The organism is Burkholderia ambifaria AMMD, from assembly GCF_000203915.1.
GTDB lineage: Bacteria > Pseudomonadota > Gammaproteobacteria > Burkholderiales > Burkholderiaceae > Burkholderia > Burkholderia ambifaria.
This window is the reverse complement of the sequence record NC_008390.1, coordinates 3308075-3324310: the sequence shown is the minus strand read 5'-3', so window position 1 is coordinate 3324310 and position 16236 is coordinate 3308075. Positions and strand designations below refer to the sequence as shown.

Below are 16236 nucleotides of genomic sequence, written 5' to 3'. Positions count from 1 at the left end.
GCGTGACGCGGCTACGACGCCGAGACGGGCGCCACCGCGGCCGGATCCGAGTAGCTCGACCGGCCGTTCTCGACGTGACCCGCGAAGCGGCGCGAGAACGTGCCGTTCGCGCCGTCGCTCACCGTAACGTCATACCAGTGGTGGCTCGACGCGAGCGCCCACTGCTCGACGCGTTCGTCGCCGCCGTGCAGCGTCACCTGGCGCGCGGGCGCGCCGTATGCGTTGTCGGCCAGCGTCAGCGTGACGTGGCCTGCGCCATGGTTGCGCAGCTTCAGGTACAGGTTGCCGTTCGCGATGTCGTAGCCGGCCTTCACCTCCGGCTGCGCGTGGTTGCGGCGGCGCGCGGTCGCGACCGACACGTTGCCCGCGAACATCCGGACGAAGCCGTTCGGCCCGTACACCGAGAACGCATACACGCCGTTCGTCTCCGTCAGGTCGAAGTCCGCGTGCAGCACGCGGCGCGCGCCGACCGTGTAGCGCCACGGGCCGTCGGTGCGGTTCGTCGCGTACACCTGGAAGTGCGCGCCCTGGTTGCCGCGGTTCGCGAACTCGATGCGCAGCGTGTTGCCGCCGTAGATGCTCGCGTTCACATGCAGTTCGTAAGGCAGCGCGCGTGCGGGCCGCACGCCGGGCTCCTGCGGGACGATCGGCGACGGCGTCGCGGGCACGGTGGGCGCGGGTTGCGACGTGCATTGCTGGTCGGCGATCGAGCGGTACTGGCTCGTATCGGGCAGCGACGGAAACGATGCGTCGGACGAGCGGAAGTCGAACGCGGCGGTGAGGTCGCCGCACACGGTGCGGCGCCACGGCGTGATGTTCGGCTCGTCGATGCCGAAGCGCTCGCCGATGAAGCGGATCACCGACGTGTGGTCGAACACCTGGGAGCACACGAAGCCGCCTTTCGACCACGGCGACACGACCGTCATCGGCACGCGCGGCCCGAGGCCGTACGGCAGCCCGTCGGCGGTGTAGCTGCCGCCGCGCCCCGGGTTCACGACGGTATGCAGCTCGCCGTCGGTCGTCACGGTCGACGCGCCCTGCGCGGCGGAGGTGGGCGGTTGCGGCGGCACGACGTGGTCGAAGAAGCCGTCGTTCTCGTCGTACATGATGAACAGCACGGTCTTCGCCCACACGTCCGGATTCGACGTCAGCGCGTCGAGGATCTGCGACGTGTAGTTCGCGCCGTACGCGGGCGTGTATTTCGGATGCTCCGAGAACGCGGCGGGCGGCAGCAGCCACGACACCTGCGGCAGCCGGTCGTTGATCACGTCGTCCTTCAGGTTGTCGAGCGTGCGCACCGTCTGCGCGCGCTGGTACAGCGACGAACCCGGCTTCGCGTTGATGAAGTTCGTGAAGTTCTGCAGGATGTTCGTGCCGTAGTTGCCGTTGTACGGGTCAGCCCAGGTGAGCCCCTGCTGGTAGATCTGCCACGACACGCCGTGCGCCTCGAGCCGTTCGGGGAAGGTCGTCCACGACAGCAGCTGATACGCGGGCGGCAGGTCGCCGTCGACGTAGTCGGCGTTGTCGAGCAGCGGGCCGCCGAACTTGCCGGTCGGGTCGACCGTGCCCGTCATCAGGTACGCGCGGTTCGGGTGCGTCGGCCCCGGCAGCGAGCAGAAGTAGTGGTCGCACACGGTGAACGCATCGGCGAGCGCATAGTGGAACGGGATGTCCTCGCGCACGTGATAGCCCATCGTCATGTCGGTCTTGTTCGCGGGCCACTGGTCGTAGCGGCCGCCGTCGATCGCCGCGTGGGTCTTCGCCCACGAATGGTCGAGCGCGCCGAGGCACTGCGCGCTGGTCGTCTTCGTGTCGAGCCGAAACGGCAGCACCGGTTTCGTCGGGTCTTCCTTCGACGGCTGGTACCACACCGGCTTGCCGTTCGGCAGCGGGATCGGGAAGCGGTCGTTGTAGCCGCGCACGCCGCGCAGGTGTCCGAAGTAATGGTCGAACGAGCGGTTCTCCTGCATGAACACGACGATGTGCTGCACATCGCGGATCGTGCCGGTGCCGCGCGCGGCCGGAATCGCGAGCGCGCGGCGGATCGATTCAGGGAACGCGTTGAGCGCGACGGCGGCGCCCGCCGATTGTGCGACGGTATGCAGGAAACGGCGGCGGCTGGATGACGTCATGTTGTTTCACCTCGGTTCTGCGATCGGGGGACGGGACAGGAACGGCGGGATCAGTGCGATGAGGACGCGGCGACGCCGGACGCGCCCGCATTCGTCGCGGGCTTGGCGTCGTCGTCATCGTCGGGCGGGTAGTGGACGACAGGCGGCGCGAGCGGTGCGGCATCGGATGCGGCGGCGCTCGCGCCTGCACCGCTGTTGAATGCGCTCGCGGAGCCGGACGATGCGCCGGCCGGTGGCGAGCCGTCGGCCGTGTGCGCGTCGTGCGGCGCGTCGTCGCTGCAGGCGGCGACGAAGGTGGCGGCACACAGAACGACGACGAGGGCAACGCGACGCATGACTTCTCTCCTGGCAGGCGGATCGGGAAACGATTTCCAGTATGCCGGTGCGATGCGACGATTCGGTGAATCGTTTGCAACCGGGGCGTGATCGCGAAAGGCTTTCGTGAAGCTGACCGGATGCTTTCGCGAAGCATCGCATGCTCGCATGGCGGAATTTTCCAGCGGACGCGGAGGCGGCGCGTATTTACACGCGCGTGCAATGCGACGACGGACTCATTGCAATGCCTGCGGCGTGCGCGGCACCCCGAATGCGATCGGCAATCTGCGGTCGACGCGCCGCGAATCACGCCGAAAAGCGGGCGTTTTTGCCGCTTTGCCAGCGCGCGGTCAGCCACGCGCCAGCGTCGTGCCATGCATGCGTCAAGAAAGGCGGCGCGGCCAGTTTGCCGCGCGTTCGCGCCGCGTGTCGATGCCAGCGCCGCGCGTTGGGGTGCTACCCGCACATACCCGCGGCACCGGAATTGCTAACTGCGCCGATGCGCGTGCCGTCGCGCGCGGCCCTCCGCGCACGGGCGGCACATCTGCATCCATTCACCCCATGGAGCGAGCAGAAGTCATGTCCAGCGATCGATCCGATTCCCCGTCCGCCGAACCCGCGCGCGATGCCGGCCCGCCGACACCCGCGCCCGGCGATTCAGCGGCGCTGCCGTTGCCGCACGATACGCCGTCGAGTGCCGCACGGCGCCGCTTTTTGCAATCCGCGGCCGCGGCCGCGACGGTCAGCGCCGCATCGCACGTTCATCCGCAGCCCGCACACGCCGCGTCCGGCTCGGGTGCCCCGCACCGCGATCCGGTCCCGGCACAACCGGTGCATCTCGACATCAACGGGCGCGCCTACACGCTGCAGCTCGAACCGCGTGTCACGCTGCTCGACGCGCTGCGCGAATATGCGGGCCTCACGGGCACGAAGAAGGGCTGCGACCGCGGGCAGTGCGGCGCCTGCACGGTGCTCGTCGAAGGACGGCGCATCAATGCGTGCCTGACGCTCGCGGTGATGCACGAAGGCCAGCGGATCACGACCGTCGAGGGCCTCGCGCACGGCGGCGTATTGAGCCCCGTGCAGCGTGCGTTTGTCGAACACGATGCGTTCCAGTGCGGCTACTGCACGTCCGGCCAGCTCTGCTCCGCGACCGCGCTGCTCGACGAGTTCTCGTCCGGGGCCGCGAGCGCCGTCACCGACGATGTGCGGCGGCACCCGGCGCAGCTGTCGGACGACGAGATTCGCGAACGCATGAGCGGCAACCTGTGCCGCTGCGGTGCGTATCAGAACATCGTCGCCGCCGTGCGCGCCGCGCACGCGGCGCGCGGCTAGCCGACGGAGGGCACCGCAATGGAAGCGATCTCCTACGAACGCGCCACCGACGTCGCCGCTGCCGTGCGCGCGGCGCAGCGGCCGGGCGCGGCGTTCATCGGCGGCGGCACGAACCTGCTCGACCTGATGAAGGGCGGCGTCGCACGGCCCGTCGCGCTCATCGACATCACGCGCATCGCGGGCCTCGACACGGTCGATGCACTGCCCGGCGGCGGGCTGCGCATCGGTGCGCTCGTGCGCAACAGCGACGCGGCCGACCATCCGCGCATTCGCACCGACTATCCGCTGCTGTCGCAAGCGCTGCTCGCCGGCGCGTCCGCGCAATTGCGCAACATGGCGACGGTGGGCGGCAACCTGATGCAGCGCACGCGCTGTCCGTATTTCTACGATCCGGCGTTCGCGCAATGCAACAAGCGCGCGCCGGGCAGCGGCTGCGCGGCAATCGGCGGCCACAACCGGATGCACGCGATACTCGGCGCGAGCCCGCAGTGCGTGGCGGTGAACCCGTCGGACATGAGCGTCGCGCTCGCGGCGCTCGACGCCGTCGTGCAGGTCAGCGGCCCGCACGGCGCGCGGCAGATTCCGTTCGCGTCGTTTCACCGCTTGCCCGGCGATCGGCCCGATCTCGACACGACGCTCGAGCCCGGCGAACTGATCACCGCGGTCGACCTGCCGCCGCCGCGCTTCGCCGACCATGCGCACTATCTGAAGGTGCGCGACCGTGCGAGCTACGCGTTCGCGCTGGTGGCCGTGGCCGCCGCATTGCGGATGGACGGCCCGCGCATTGCGGAGGCGCGGATCGCGCTCGGCGGCGTCGCGCACAAGCCGCTGCGCGCGACGGCCGCGGAACGGCACCTCGCGGGGCGCGCGCCGACCGATGCCGCGCTGCGCGAGGCGGCCGCGCTCGAGTTGCGCGATGCGCGGCCGCTCGACGGTAACGGATTCAAGGTCGCGCTCGCGCAGCGCGCGATCGTGCGCGCGGTGACCATTGCCGCCGGCGCGACGGGAGGTGCCGCATGAACACGTTGACGGGACAGCCGCTCGACCGCGTCGACGGCGAACTCAAGGTGACGGGCGGCGCGCGTTATGCGGCCGAGTTTGCCGATGCGCGGCTCGCGCATGCGGTGCTCGTGACCAGCACGATTCCATCGGGACGCATCGAGTCGATCGACACGGCGCGTGCCCGCGCGATGCCGGGCGTGCTGCTCGTGATGACGCACGAGAATGCGATGCGGCTGCCGAACGGCGGCCGTCCGCCGCTGTCGCCACCCGCCGGGCGCCGGCTCACGCTGCTGCAGGACGACGCGGTGCGCTACAGCAACGAGCCCGTCGCGGTCGTCGTCGCCGACACGCTCGAGCATGCGACCGACGCCGCGAATGCGGTGCGCGTGCGCTATCGCGCGAGCAATGCCGCGCTCGATTTCGCGCGCGAGAAGGGCGCTGCACGCGTGCCGCCGAAGCAGCAGGGGCGCGCGATGGATACGCAGCGCGGCGACGTCGAGGCCGGCCTGCGCGAAGGCGCGGTGCGCATCGACGCGACCTACACGACGCCGATGCAGCATCACAACCCGATCGAGCCGCACGCGACGATGGCGCACTGGGACGGGCCGACGCTCACGCTGCACGATGCGACGCAGGGCGTGTCCGGCGCGAGCACCGCGGTGGCCGCGGTCTTCGGCATCGCGCCGGAACAGGTCCGCGTGATTTCACCGTTCCTCGGCGGCGGCTTCGGCTGCAAGGGATCGTCGTGGTCGCACGTGTCGCTGTGCGCGATGGCCGCGAAGCAGGTCGGTCGCCCGGTCCGGCTCGCGCTGACGCGGCCGCAGATGTTCGGCCCGGTCGGGGGCCGGCCGTTCACCGAACAGCGCGTCGTGCTGGCCGCCCGCCACGACGGCACGCTGACCGCGATGCGCCACGACTCGATCGTCACCACGTCGACCTTCGAGGACTGGACGGAGATGTGCGGGATGCCGTCGCGCATCATGTATGCGGTGCCGAACCAGGCGACCACGCACCGGATCGTGGCGCTGAACGTCGGCACGCCGACGTTCATGCGCGCGCCCGGCGAGACGCCCGGCTCGTTCGCGCTCGAATCGGCGATGGACGAACTCGCGTGGCGGCTCGGGATGGATCCGGTCGCGCTGCGGCTCGCGAATTATGCCGAGGTCGATCCGCAGGACGGCAAGCCGTGGTCGAGCAACAAGCTGCGCGAGTGCTACCGCGTCGGCGCGCAACGCTTCGGCTGGTCGCGCCGCACCGGCGCGCCGCGCACGATGCGCGACGGCGACACGCTGATCGGCCTCGGGATGGCGGCCGCCACGTATCCGGCGAACCGCAGCGAGGCGGCCGCGCGTGCGCGCATCCTGCCGGACGGCACGGCCGAAGTGGCGTCGGGCACGCAGGACATCGGTACGGGCACCTACACCGTGATGACGCAGGTCGCCGCCGATGCGCTCGGCTTCGCGCCGCAACACGTGCGTTTCGTGCTCGGCGATTCGAGCCTGCCGCGCGCGCCGGTGTCGGGCGGCTCGCAATCGGCGGCGAGCGTCGCGCCGGCCGTGCGCGAGGCCGCCCTGCAGGCGCGCGCGCAGCTGATCGCGCTGGCGATCGCCGATCCGGGCTCGCCGCTGCACGGCGCCGCGGCCGACGACGTGACGGTCGACGACGGCTGGCTCGTGCATCGCGGCGACCCGTCGCGGCGCGATCCGGCCGCCGCAGTGATCGCGCGGGCGGGCGGCCATCCGATCGACGCGCAGGCGACGACGAAGCCGGGCGACGAGAAGTCGCGCTACGCGTCCCACTCGTTCGGCGCGGTGTTCGCGGAAGTGCACGTCGACGCCGAACTCGGCACGATCCGCGTGCCGCGCATCGTCGGCGTGTACAGCGTCGGCCGCGTGCTCAATGCGAAGACCGCGCGCAGCCAGTTGCTCGGCGGGATGGTGTGGGGGCTCGGCACGGCGCTCGAGGAAGGTTCGCATCTCGACGTGCGGCACGGCCGCTTCACGAATGCGAACCTCGCCGAATATCACGTGCCGGTGAACGCGGATATCGGCGAGTTCGACGTGACCTTCGTCGACGAGAGCGACACGCACTTCAATCCGCTCGGCATCCGCGGTATCGGCGAGATCGGGATCACCGGCGTGCCGGCCGCGATTGCCAACGCCGTCTATCACGCGACGGGCGTGCGCGTGCGCGATCTGCCGATCACGCTCGACAAGGTGGCGATGCCGGCGCGGGCCTGAGCGCGTCAGCGTCGCGGCGTCCTGCGCCGCACTTCGCTGCGCAGCCAGTCGAGCCACGTGCGGATCGCCGCTTCGTGCGGATGGCCGGGGCGCCACACCACGTAGTGCGCATACACGTCGGTCACGCGCACCGTCGACACGCGCACGAGCGTGCCGGCCGCGAGTTCGGGTTCGATCAGCGAGCGGCGCGCGAGCGCGACGCCGCGTCCTTTCAGCGCCGCGTCGATCAGCGCGTTCGCATCGGTGAAGCGCGGCGCGCGCGCGGATTCGACGAGGTCGAGGCGAGCGGCCTGGAACCACGGTTCCCACGGCTGCGCGGGGTGGCGCAGCAGGGTCGCGCGCACGAGATCGGCTGGCGTGCGCGGCGCGATGCCGTCGCGATTGCGGTACGCGGGGCTCGCGACCGGAAAGACCGTCTCGTTCATCAGCTTCTCGGCGACGACGCCCGGCCAGGTGCCAGGCCCGTAGCGCAGCGCGACGTCGATGCGGTCGCGCTTGCGCAGCGGCGCGAGCGCCGCGTCCGGATGCAGCGCGATCGCGATGTGCGGATGCGCGGCCGCGAAGCGCGGCAGGCGCGGCGCGAGCCAGCGCTCGGCGACGCTCGGCAGCACGCTCACGTTCAGCGTGACGTCGCAGGTGCGCGGGCGGTCGCGCACGGCGAGCGCCGGCTCGAACGCGCGTTCGAGCACGCTCAGGCCCTGGCGCACCTGCAGCACGAGCGCGTGCGCGGCATGCGTCGGCGTGGCGCCGTTGCGCTCGCGCGTGAACAGCGGATGACCGAGCTGCGCTTCGAGCGCGCGGATGTGCTGGCTGACCGCGCCCTGCGTGAGCGCGAGTTCGTCGGCCGCGCGCGTGAAGCTCTGCAGCCGCACGGCGGCTTCGAACGCGCGCAGCGTCTGCAGCGGGGGAAGGTGGATGCGTCGCATCACGCATTAGTAGCACTAATGCCCGAGCACGACAATTCATCGTTTGTGGCGGCCGGCCGCGCGCTCCTACACTCGGTTCCGTCTTTCAACGAGTCCACCGGGCAACGCCATCCATGAACGCATATCGTCTCTATCTTTCGCCGGGCGCGTGTTCGCTCGCCGCCCACATCGCGCTCGAGGAAACCGGCGCGCCGTTCGACGTCGAGATCGTGTCCGTGCGCGAGCGGCAGAATCTCGACGCGCGCTATCTCGCGATCAACCCGAAGGCGCGCGTGCCCGTGCTCGCGATTCCGGGCGAGCCGCGCGTGCTGACCGAAACGCCCGCGATCCTCACGTATCTCGCGCGCCGCCATCCGGACGCGCAGCTGCTGCCCCTCGACGATCCGCTGCGCGAGGCGCGCTGCCACGAATGGCTCGCGTGGCTGGTCGGCTGGGTGCACGGCGTCGGCTACGGCACGCTGTGGCGGCCGGGGCGCTTCATCGGCGATCCCGCGCTGCACGGTGCGATCAGTGCGCACGGGCGCGGGCTGATCGACGCCGCGAACGCATCGATCGAAGCCGCGCTCGCCGACGGCCGCACGTGGGCCGAGCCGGGCGGTCATTCGATCGTCGATCCGTTCCTGCTGGTGCTGTATCGCTGGGGCGTCGCGATCGGGCTCGACATGACGCGGCATCCCGCGTGGACCGCGCATGCGCAGCGCGAGGCCGAGCGGCCGGCCGCTCGGCGCGCGGTGGCGCGCGAGCAGGTCTGACACGCGGCCGCGGCTGGCCGGTCGGCGGCATGGCTGCTTCGTTCGACGGGTCGTCCGACGAGTCGTCCGACGAGTCGTTCGGATAACGAAGTTCGGACGTGTCCAATTGCCGTGTCGCGCCCATTCCATTGTAATGAGAATCATTCTCAACATTGGAGTGGAGTGAACATGAGCCGTTGCATTCAGTCGCGCGCGACGCCGCCGCGCCGCGCGAGCGCGTCCGTCGCATTCGCGATGATGACCTGTGCGGCCGCGCCGGCCTGCGCGGACGAGGGCGAGCCGCGGCACGCGCCGCACCTGAACCCGATCTTCGTTCACGGCGAGCGCGACGCGGGTTCGCGCGTCGACCGCTCGGGCTCCGCCAAATATGCGACGCCGCTGCTCGACGTGCCGCAGACGATCACCGTCGTGCCGCGCGTGGTGCTCGACGAACAGCAGGCGCTGAGCCTGCGCGAGGCGCTGTCGAACGTCGCGGGCATCACGTTCAACGCGGGAGAGGGCGGCGGCGGTTCGGGCGACATGTTCAATATCCGCGGCTTCAGCGCGAATGCGAACATGCAGATCGACGGGCTGCGCGACAGTGCGCAGAACAATCGCAGCGACCTGTTCAACATCGAGGCGGTCGAAGTGATCAAGGGGCCGAACTCGGTATTCGGCGGCGCGGGCACGACGGGCGGCTCGGTGAACCTCGTCAGCAAGACGCCGAAGGCCGGTGCGTCCACGGAGGCCGGCACGATGCTCGGCACGTCCGGCTATCGCCGCGTGACGCTCGATGCGAACCGGCCGCTGCCCGGCACCGACGATCGGGCGGCGTTCCGCCTGAACGCGATGGCGCACGTCAACGAAGTGCCGGGCCGCGACGACATCCGCAAGCGGCGCTGGGGTGTCGCGCCGTCGCTGGCGTTCGGTCTCGGCACGCCGACGCGCGTCACGCTCGGCTATTTTCACCAGTACGACAACAACCTGCCCGACTACGGGCTGCCGGCGCACAACGGCCAGGTGCTGGCCGGCGTGTCGCGCGACAGCTATTTCGGCTGGCGCAATCTCGATCGCGAACGCATCACGTCGGACGCGTTCACCGTGAAGGCCGAACACGACGTGTCGTCCAGCCTGAAGGTGCAGAACCTGAGCCGCTATGCGCACCTGAATCGCGACACCGTGATTTCCGCGTCGCACGTGAACCTGCAGGGGCTGCCGCCCGGGCGCTACAAGCCGGCCGGGCCGCAGGGCTACGGCCGCGATGCGTCGACCGCGATGTGGGCGAACCAGACGAACATCACGAGCGAGTTCGCGACGCTCGGGATCGGGCACACGCTCGTCACCGGCTTCGAGATCTCGCGGGAAACGTACGGCCGCACGACCTATTCGTACGGGCTCAACCGGTTCTATCCGGCCGACGGTTTCGCGCTCGCCGCGCCGCCGGGCATCTGGCAAGGGCCCGCGCGGCGCCAGGACAGCGCGCGCAACGACACGGCGCTCGTCGTGAAGGCGCTGTACGCGTTCGACACGATCTCGCTCGGCCGGAATTGGGATGTCGACGTCGGGCTGCGGCACGACTGGATCGACGGCTGGGCGGAAAGTACGCCGGCCGGCAAACCGACCGAGCGCGCGGACAGCGGCGACCGTCATCTGAGCACGCGCGCGGCCCTCGTGTTCAAGCCGACCGACAACGGCCGCGCGTATTTCGCCTATGGCACATCGTTCAACCCGTCTGCCGAATTTCTCGTGACCACCGGCTCCGGCGTGAGCGCGGCGACCGGTGCGCTCGCCCCCGAGAAAAACGAGAGCTTCGAGCTCGGCGCGAAATGGGAAGGGCTCGCGGGCATCGCGCTGAACGGCGCGCTGTTCCAGACCGAAAAGAAGAACGCGCGCGAACGAATGGCCGACGGCGGCTACGCGCTCGTGGGCCGGCAGCGCGTGCGCGGTGTCGAACTCGGTGCCGCCGGCAAGGTGACGCCGCGCTGGGACCTGTTCGCGAACTACACGTATCTGGCGAGCGTCACGCTCAGTTCGCCGGCCACGCCGCGCCGCGGGGGCCAGGCGCTCGGCAACACGCCGCGGCATGCGTTCAACGTGTGGACGACCTATCGATTGCCGGCGGGCTGGACGATGGGCTACGGTTCGCACTTCGTCGGCCGGCGCAACGTGACGTCGCAAGGCGACGGCAAGCTTGGCGCGTACTGGGTGCACAGCCTGATGGCCGGCTACGAGGTGAGCCGCCGGCTGCGCTTCCAGCTGAACGTCGACAACCTGTTCGATCGTGCGTATGTCGAACGCGTGCGGCAGGTGTCGGGAAGCGAATCGCGATCGTCCGCGGTCGAGCTCGGCGACGGCCGCTCGGCGATGCTGTCGGCCGTGTACACGTTCTGAGGGCCCGTGCGGGTTCGGCAAGCCGGCGCAGCGCCGGCCCCCGCTAGCGGGCAAACAGCGGGTACGTCGCGCCCGCGATCAGCGCGGCGGCGAGCCAGACCACGCTCCACGAACTGACGGCGAGCAGCGGCGGAATCGCGAGCGGCGTGGCGAACAACCCGAGATAGACGATCGTGTTCGCCATCCCGAGCGCGGTGCCCGCGTGGTTCGCGCCCGCGAGCGTCGCGAGTTCGGTGTACGCGACGCCGTGCCATGCCGACACGCAAATACCGGCGAACACGAGAATCGCGACGATCGCGGCGAGCGGCACGTGCGGGCTGCCGGCGGTCGCGGCCGCGAGCAGCGCGAACGATCCAGCCGCCACGCACACCGACCCGCGCAGATACGCGCGCCGGTTGCCGTGGCGGTCGGTATGACGACCGCTCCAGACGCGCATCACCATCGCGCCGACCTGCAGCGCGACCATCGCCGCGCTGATGCCGGCGAGGCCGAGCCGGCCGAAATCGTGCAGGAACACGGTCGCGAACGTGAGCACCGCGAACTGCGGCGCACATAGCGCGCCGATGCCGAGCACGATGCGCCACACGCGGCCGCTGGCGAGCGGGCTGCGCGCGGCTGCGGCCGCGGCCGGCGGTTGCTGCGTGGCGGGGCGGTGCGCGGTGGGGCCGTGCGCGGCGGCCGGCGCGTCGGGCGGTTCGTGCAGCCAGCGCCACGTCAGCGCGGCCGATCCGGCACACAGCAGCATCAGCGCACCGTACACCGCGGCGAAGCCGGCATGCGATGCGAGCGACGGCAGCAGCGCCGCGCCGACGCCGCCGCCGAGCGGCACGGCCGTCTGGCGGATGCTCATCGCGAGCCCGCGTTCGCGCTCGCCGAACCAGCGCATCACCGCGCGTCCGCTCGAGCCGTTCACGCTGCCGCCGAGCAGGCCGACGCAGCACATCGCCGCGACGACGCGCATCAGCGGCGGCACCGCATGCGCGCTCGGGACGATCGTGATCACCATCAGCGCCAGCATCGCGGCCGTCGCGACGAGGCCGGTGAGCAACACGCGGCGGTCGCCGAAACGGTCGGCGGCGATCCCCCACGGCAGCTCCGACAGCGCGACGCCGAAGCCGAGCGCGCCGAGCACGAGGCCGAGCGCGCCGTTGTCGAGGTGGTAGGCCGAGCGCATCCACACGGCGGTGGTCGGAATGCCGGCCGCGGCGGCGGAAAAGCTCATGTTCGCGGCGACGCCGGCCGCGAGCACGCGCCAGCGATGGGCCGGGCCGCGCGCATCGTGCGCGGGCGAGGACGGGGAAGCGAGGCAGGAGGTATCCATGGCGACAGAGCCCGTTCGGAAATTGACATCGCCAGTGTGGCGACCTACATTCATCCTGAAAATCGGAAAGTTTTTGATGAATCGTTCGATAAAACGGGATGGTTGAGATGTCCGGACAAGACAATGCCTACGGCGCGGCGTCACTCGCGGCACCCGACGCCGCGCTGGCCCGACCGAACTTCGACGTCGCCGCGTTGCGCAGCCTGGTGGCGGGCGTGGATCTCGGCAGCTTCGCGAAGGCTGCCGATCGCGTCGCGCGTTCGTCGTCGGCGGTGAGCGCGCAGATCCGCAAGCTCGAGGAGCAGGCCGGCACGCCGCTGTTCGTGAAGGCCGGGCGCGGGCTTGCGCTGACCGACGCCGGCGACGCGATGCTGCGCTATGCGCGGCGGATGATCGAACTGAACGACGAAGCGGCCGCGGCCGTGCGCGGCGTGAATCTCGACGGCTGGGTGCGGGTCGGCCTGCAGGAGGATTTCGGCGAGGCGATCCTGCCCGACGTGCTCGGGCGTTTCGCGCGTGCGCATCCGAAGGTGAGGATCGAGGCGCGCGTCGCGCGCAACGCGGAGCTGCTCGAGCGGCTCGACGCGAACCAGCTCGATCTCGCGCTGGTGTGGGGCGATCCGGCGTCGGCGACGCTCGTGTCGCGCGCGGGCATCGACAGCGACGCGATCGCGCAGGTGCCGATGCAGTGGATCGCGGCGGTGGGCGCGGCGGGCTTCGGCATGCCGGACGGTGGCGGCCCGGCGGATGGGGGCGACGACGGCGACGCGAGTCTGCGTGCGATGCGCGCGTCGGCCGAGCCGCTGCCGCTCGTCGTGTTCGACCGGCCGTGCCGGTTCTTCGGCGCGGCGACCGACGCGCTCGACCGCGCGGGCGTGCCGTGGCGCGTCGCGTTCACGACGCCGAGCCTGGCCGGGCTGTGGGCCGCGGCGTCAGCCGGCCTCGGGCTGACGGTGCGCTCGCATTATGGGTTGCCCGCGTCGGTGCGCGTGCTCGACGCGGCGTCGTTCGGGCTGCCGGAACTGCCGAGCCTGCCGCTGATGCTGCTGCGGCGCACGTCGTCGGCGACGCCGACCGTCGAGCGGCTCGCGCGGATCGTCACGCAGGCGGTGCGGGACGCGACGCAGGCAGAAGTGGCGATGCTTGCGGCGTAACGGAACGTTCCGAAGCAGCGGCTCGGTATGCGTCGGCACGCCTCTGCCGATCGGCCGAATGGAGCGATCAGGCGTGCGGATGAGCGCTTCGTCAGCAGCGCCCATTGTCCGAGCCGCGCGTCGCGTCGCGGCCTATGCGGCGGCGCTGTCCGGCGCGATTGCTCCGAGCGTGGCCAGAATTTCGGCCAGCCTGCCCCGCAAGCCGTCGCTCGCCGGCACGAACGGCAGCCGCAACCCGTCCTCGCACCACCCCTGCGCGGCCAGCACCGCCTTCACCGGGGCCGGATTCGGCTCCGCGAACAGCGCCGCGACCAGCGGCTGCAGCGCGACCGACAGCTCGCGCGCGTCGGCGAGCCGGCCGTCGCGCAGCAGCGCATGGATGCGCACGTGCCACTCGGGCAGCACATGCGCGCTGCTCGCGATTGCGCCATGCGCGCCGGCACACAGCGCAGCGAAGTTCTGGTTGTCGTCGCCGGAAAGGATCGCGAGCGGGGTGTCGTGCACGAGCCGGCTCATTCGGTCGAGCGTGCCGCCGCATTCCTTGATGCCCGCGACGCGCGGGTCGCGCGCGAGCGCCTGCAGCGTCTCCAGTTCGACGTTCACGCCGGTGCGGTACGGGATGTTGTAGACGAGGACCGGCAGGTCGGCCGCGTCGACGATCGCTTCCACGTGGCGGCGGATGCCGTCCTGCGTCGGCCGAACGTAGACGGGCGGCGTGACGAGCAGCCCGTCGGGCCGCAGCGCGGCGAGCTCGCGTGCGCGGGCGGCCGCGAAGTGCGTCGCGCTCGCGGTGAGCCCGACGACGACCGGCAGGCCGGGCACCGCATCGCGCAACGTCGCGAACACGGCGTCCTGTTCGCGCGCGTCGAGCAGCACGCCTTCACCGGTCGTCGCGCCTGCGACGAACCCCGCGATACCCGCCGCCGCATAGTGACGCGCGAGTCGCGCGAGCGCGCCGTGGTCGACCTCGCCGTCATGGAACGGCGTGATGATTGGCAGCCAGATACCTTCGAAACGTGTGTGCATGCAAAGCCTCATGGTGGAAACGGAGTGGGAAGGAACCGTTCCGCCGGCGATGTGCCGGAGCGAGGCGTGCGAGCGAGGAAAAGAAACGACCTGCGGGCATCCCGTCCGGCATTCGCCTGACGGGACGCGACATCCCCGTCAGTCGAGGAGTCGTTTTTTCAGTTTCAGCCCGGCCGCGCGCGCACCTGCCGCGATGGCGGCAAGGATCGACGACGAGCGCAGGGCAGCGGACATGGATGAACCGTGAAAAGGGCTGAGCGGCGATCTTAACATCGGAGCCGGCGCGCACGCGAGCGTGCATGCGCCGGTTAGCAGAATTCGAGATTTGCTTTCCACGACAGATTGGAAGGCGCGCAGCGCCCGGCCGCTAGAATGCCCGCTTACGTTTCGATGACAGCGCGCACGCGTGCCGTCACGCACCTTCAACACCACTGGAAACGGGGCATATCACGATGGCAAGCATCAAGGGGATCGGTCGCTGGCTGCACACGGGCACCGCGGCGGCGCTGGTCGTGGCGGCAACGGCCGCGCACGCGGACACGTCGATCCTGAACGTGTCGTACGACGTGACGCGCGAGCTGTACAAGGACATCAACTCGGGCTTCGCCGCCGCGTACAAGCAGAAGACGGGCGAAACCGTGACGATCAAGCAGTCGCACGGCGCGTCGAGCGCGCAGGCGCTGTCGGTACTGCAGGGGCTGCAGGCCGATGTCGTGACGATGAACCAGCCGAACGACATCGACCTGCTCGCCGAGCGCGGCCAGTTGCTGCCGAAGGACTGGCGCGCGCGGTTCCCCGACAGCAGCTCGCCGTACTCGACGACGATGGTGTTCCTCGTGCGCAAGGGCAACCCGAAGGCGATCAGGGACTGGAGCGATCTCGCGAAGCCGGGCGTGCAGGTGGTCATCGCGAACCCGAAGACGTCCGGCAACGGCCGCTACGCGTATCTCGCCGCATGGGGCTACCAGAAGCAGAAGGGCGCGACCGACCAGCAGGCGCTCGACTTCGAGAAGGCGATCTTCCGCAACGTGCCGGTGCTCGACTCGGGCGGCCGTGGCGCGACGACGACCTTCACGCAGCGCGGCATCGGCGACGTGCTCGTCACGTTCGAGAACGAAGTCGCGCTGATGGACACGGGCGCGTCGGGGGCGGAATTCGACGCCGTGTACCCGTCGGCGAGCATCCTCGCGGAGCCGCCCGTCGCCGTCGTCGACAAGGTCGCCGACAAGAAGGGCACGCGCAAGATCGCGCAGGCGTATCTCGACTACCTGTACACGCCGCAGGCGCAGGAGATCATCGCGCAGCACCATCTGCGCCCGCGCGACGCGAACGTGCTGAAGAAGCATGCGGCCGAGTTCAAGCCGCTGAAGACGTTCAGCGTCGAACAGGTTTTCGGCAGCTGGGCGAACGCGCAGAAAACCCACTTCGCCGACGGCGGCACGTTCGATCGCGTGATTGTCGACCGCAAGTAGGCACGCCGCACGCCGCGTGCGTGCCGGCAGGATGACCGCGCAGCCGGCCGCCGATGCGGCCGGCTTTTTTTTCGCGCCGGCGCGCGCAAGGCCACTGCGCATCGCTCGCGCCGCACGCGCAACGCCGCCCCGCATCGTTGCGCATTCCCGGCCGCCGCCCCGCGTGCTACGCTCATCGCCTTCTTGCTTCC

The 16236-nt window shown here is 70.4% G+C and carries 12 protein-coding genes; 7 read left to right on the top strand and 5 right to left on the bottom strand.

Annotated features, from left to right (window positions below; genetic code table 11):
• Positions 1-11: 11 nt before the first annotated feature.
• Together BAMB_RS15175 and BAMB_RS15170 are read right to left on the bottom strand one after the other, a co-directional pair.
• Positions 12-2132, bottom strand: a complete 2121-nt coding sequence (locus tag BAMB_RS15175; RefSeq protein WP_011658089.1) for a phosphocholine-specific phospholipase C — start codon at positions 2130-2132, stop codon at positions 12-14.
• A gap of 50 nt (positions 2133-2182) precedes the next feature.
• Entirely contained in the window at positions 2183-2467 is a 285-nt protein-coding gene (locus BAMB_RS15170; RefSeq protein ID WP_011658088.1) for a hypothetical protein, read from the bottom strand.
• Between the two features lie 559 nt (positions 2468-3026).
• Here BAMB_RS15170 and BAMB_RS15165 point away from each other — a divergent pair.
• From BAMB_RS15165 to BAMB_RS15155, 3 genes are read left to right on the top strand one after another with little or no spacing between them, the layout of a single operon-like run.
• Positions 3027-3782 carry a (2Fe-2S)-binding protein gene (locus tag BAMB_RS15165; RefSeq protein ID WP_011658087.1) on the top strand — a complete coding sequence of 252 codons (756 nt, stop codon included), beginning with the start codon at positions 3027-3029 and terminating at the stop codon, positions 3780-3782.
• An 18-nt stretch (positions 3783-3800) separates the two neighbouring features.
• Positions 3801-4802 (top strand): FAD binding domain-containing protein, encoded by a 1002-nt coding sequence (locus BAMB_RS15160; protein WP_011658086.1) that lies wholly within the window; start codon positions 3801-3803, stop codon positions 4800-4802.
• Entirely contained in the window at positions 4799-7024 is a 2226-nt protein-coding gene (locus BAMB_RS15155; protein ID WP_011658085.1) for a xanthine dehydrogenase family protein molybdopterin-binding subunit, read from the top strand. Before BAMB_RS15160 ends, BAMB_RS15155 begins: the two co-directional genes overlap by 4 nt.
• 5 nt (positions 7025-7029) lie before the next feature.
• Here the strand turns inward: BAMB_RS15155 and BAMB_RS15150 are convergent, their stop codons facing one another.
• Complete coding sequence (locus tag BAMB_RS15150; protein WP_011658084.1) at positions 7030-7950, bottom strand: LysR substrate-binding domain-containing protein; 921 nt, start codon at positions 7948-7950, stop codon at positions 7030-7032.
• 113 nt (positions 7951-8063) lie between these two features.
• Between BAMB_RS15150 and BAMB_RS15145 the strand changes: the two genes are divergently transcribed.
• A complete protein-coding gene (locus BAMB_RS15145) occupies positions 8064-8702 on the top strand; it encodes a glutathione S-transferase family protein (RefSeq protein WP_011658083.1) in 639 nt (212 codons plus the stop codon).
• Positions 8703-8870: 168 nt separating this feature from the next.
• The gene (locus BAMB_RS15140; protein WP_011658082.1) at positions 8871-11072 is read left to right on the top strand and encodes a TonB-dependent receptor; all 2202 of its coding nucleotides are present in this window, start codon (positions 8871-8873) and stop codon (positions 11070-11072) included.
• Between the two features lie 43 nt (positions 11073-11115).
• Here BAMB_RS15140 and BAMB_RS15135 read toward each other — a convergent pair whose 3' ends face one another.
• A complete protein-coding gene (locus tag BAMB_RS15135; protein ID WP_011658081.1) occupies positions 11116-12393 on the bottom strand; it encodes an MFS transporter in 1278 nt (425 codons plus the stop codon).
• Positions 12394-12500: 107 nt separating this feature from the next.
• Between BAMB_RS15135 and BAMB_RS15130 the strand changes: the two genes are divergently transcribed.
• Positions 12501-13547 (top strand): LysR substrate-binding domain-containing protein, encoded by a 1047-nt coding sequence (locus BAMB_RS15130; RefSeq protein WP_011658080.1) that lies wholly within the window; start codon positions 12501-12503, stop codon positions 13545-13547.
• A 132-nt stretch (positions 13548-13679) separates the two neighbouring features.
• On the opposite strand, the gene dapA is transcribed toward BAMB_RS15130, so the two are convergent.
• Positions 13680-14573 (bottom strand): 4-hydroxy-tetrahydrodipicolinate synthase, encoded by an 894-nt coding sequence (gene dapA / locus BAMB_RS15125; protein ID WP_011658079.1) that lies wholly within the window; start codon positions 14571-14573, stop codon positions 13680-13682.
• Positions 14574-15025: 452 nt separating this feature from the next.
• Between dapA and BAMB_RS15120 the strand changes: the two genes are divergently transcribed.
• Complete coding sequence (locus BAMB_RS15120) at positions 15026-16045, top strand: sulfate ABC transporter substrate-binding protein (protein WP_011658078.1); 1020 nt, start codon at positions 15026-15028, stop codon at positions 16043-16045.
• Positions 16046-16236 lie beyond the last annotated feature (191 nt).

Coding starts and splice junctions, on each gene's coding strand:
- BAMB_RS15175 (WP_011658089.1), bottom strand. CDS start 2,132: ATGACGTCATCCAGCCGCCGCCGTTTCCTGCATACCGTCGCACAATCG.
- BAMB_RS15170 (WP_011658088.1), bottom strand. CDS start 2,467: ATGCGTCGCGTTGCCCTCGTCGTCGTTCTGTGTGCCGCCACCTTCGTC.
- BAMB_RS15165 (WP_011658087.1), top strand. CDS start 3,027: ATGTCCAGCGATCGATCCGATTCCCCGTCCGCCGAACCCGCGCGCGAT.
- BAMB_RS15160 (WP_011658086.1), top strand. CDS start 3,801: ATGGAAGCGATCTCCTACGAACGCGCCACCGACGTCGCCGCTGCCGTG.
- BAMB_RS15155 (WP_011658085.1), top strand. CDS start 4,799: ATGAACACGTTGACGGGACAGCCGCTCGACCGCGTCGACGGCGAACTC.
- BAMB_RS15150 (WP_011658084.1), bottom strand. CDS start 7,950: ATGCGACGCATCCACCTTCCCCCGCTGCAGACGCTGCGCGCGTTCGAA.
- BAMB_RS15145 (WP_011658083.1), top strand. CDS start 8,064: ATGAACGCATATCGTCTCTATCTTTCGCCGGGCGCGTGTTCGCTCGCC.
- BAMB_RS15140 (WP_011658082.1), top strand. CDS start 8,871: ATGAGCCGTTGCATTCAGTCGCGCGCGACGCCGCCGCGCCGCGCGAGC.
- BAMB_RS15135 (WP_011658081.1), bottom strand. CDS start 12,393: ATGGATACCTCCTGCCTCGCTTCCCCGTCCTCGCCCGCGCACGATGCG.
- BAMB_RS15130 (WP_011658080.1), top strand. CDS start 12,501: ATGTCCGGACAAGACAATGCCTACGGCGCGGCGTCACTCGCGGCACCC.
- dapA (WP_011658079.1), bottom strand. CDS start 14,573: ATGCACACACGTTTCGAAGGTATCTGGCTGCCAATCATCACGCCGTTC.
- BAMB_RS15120 (WP_011658078.1), top strand. CDS start 15,026: ATGGCAAGCATCAAGGGGATCGGTCGCTGGCTGCACACGGGCACCGCG.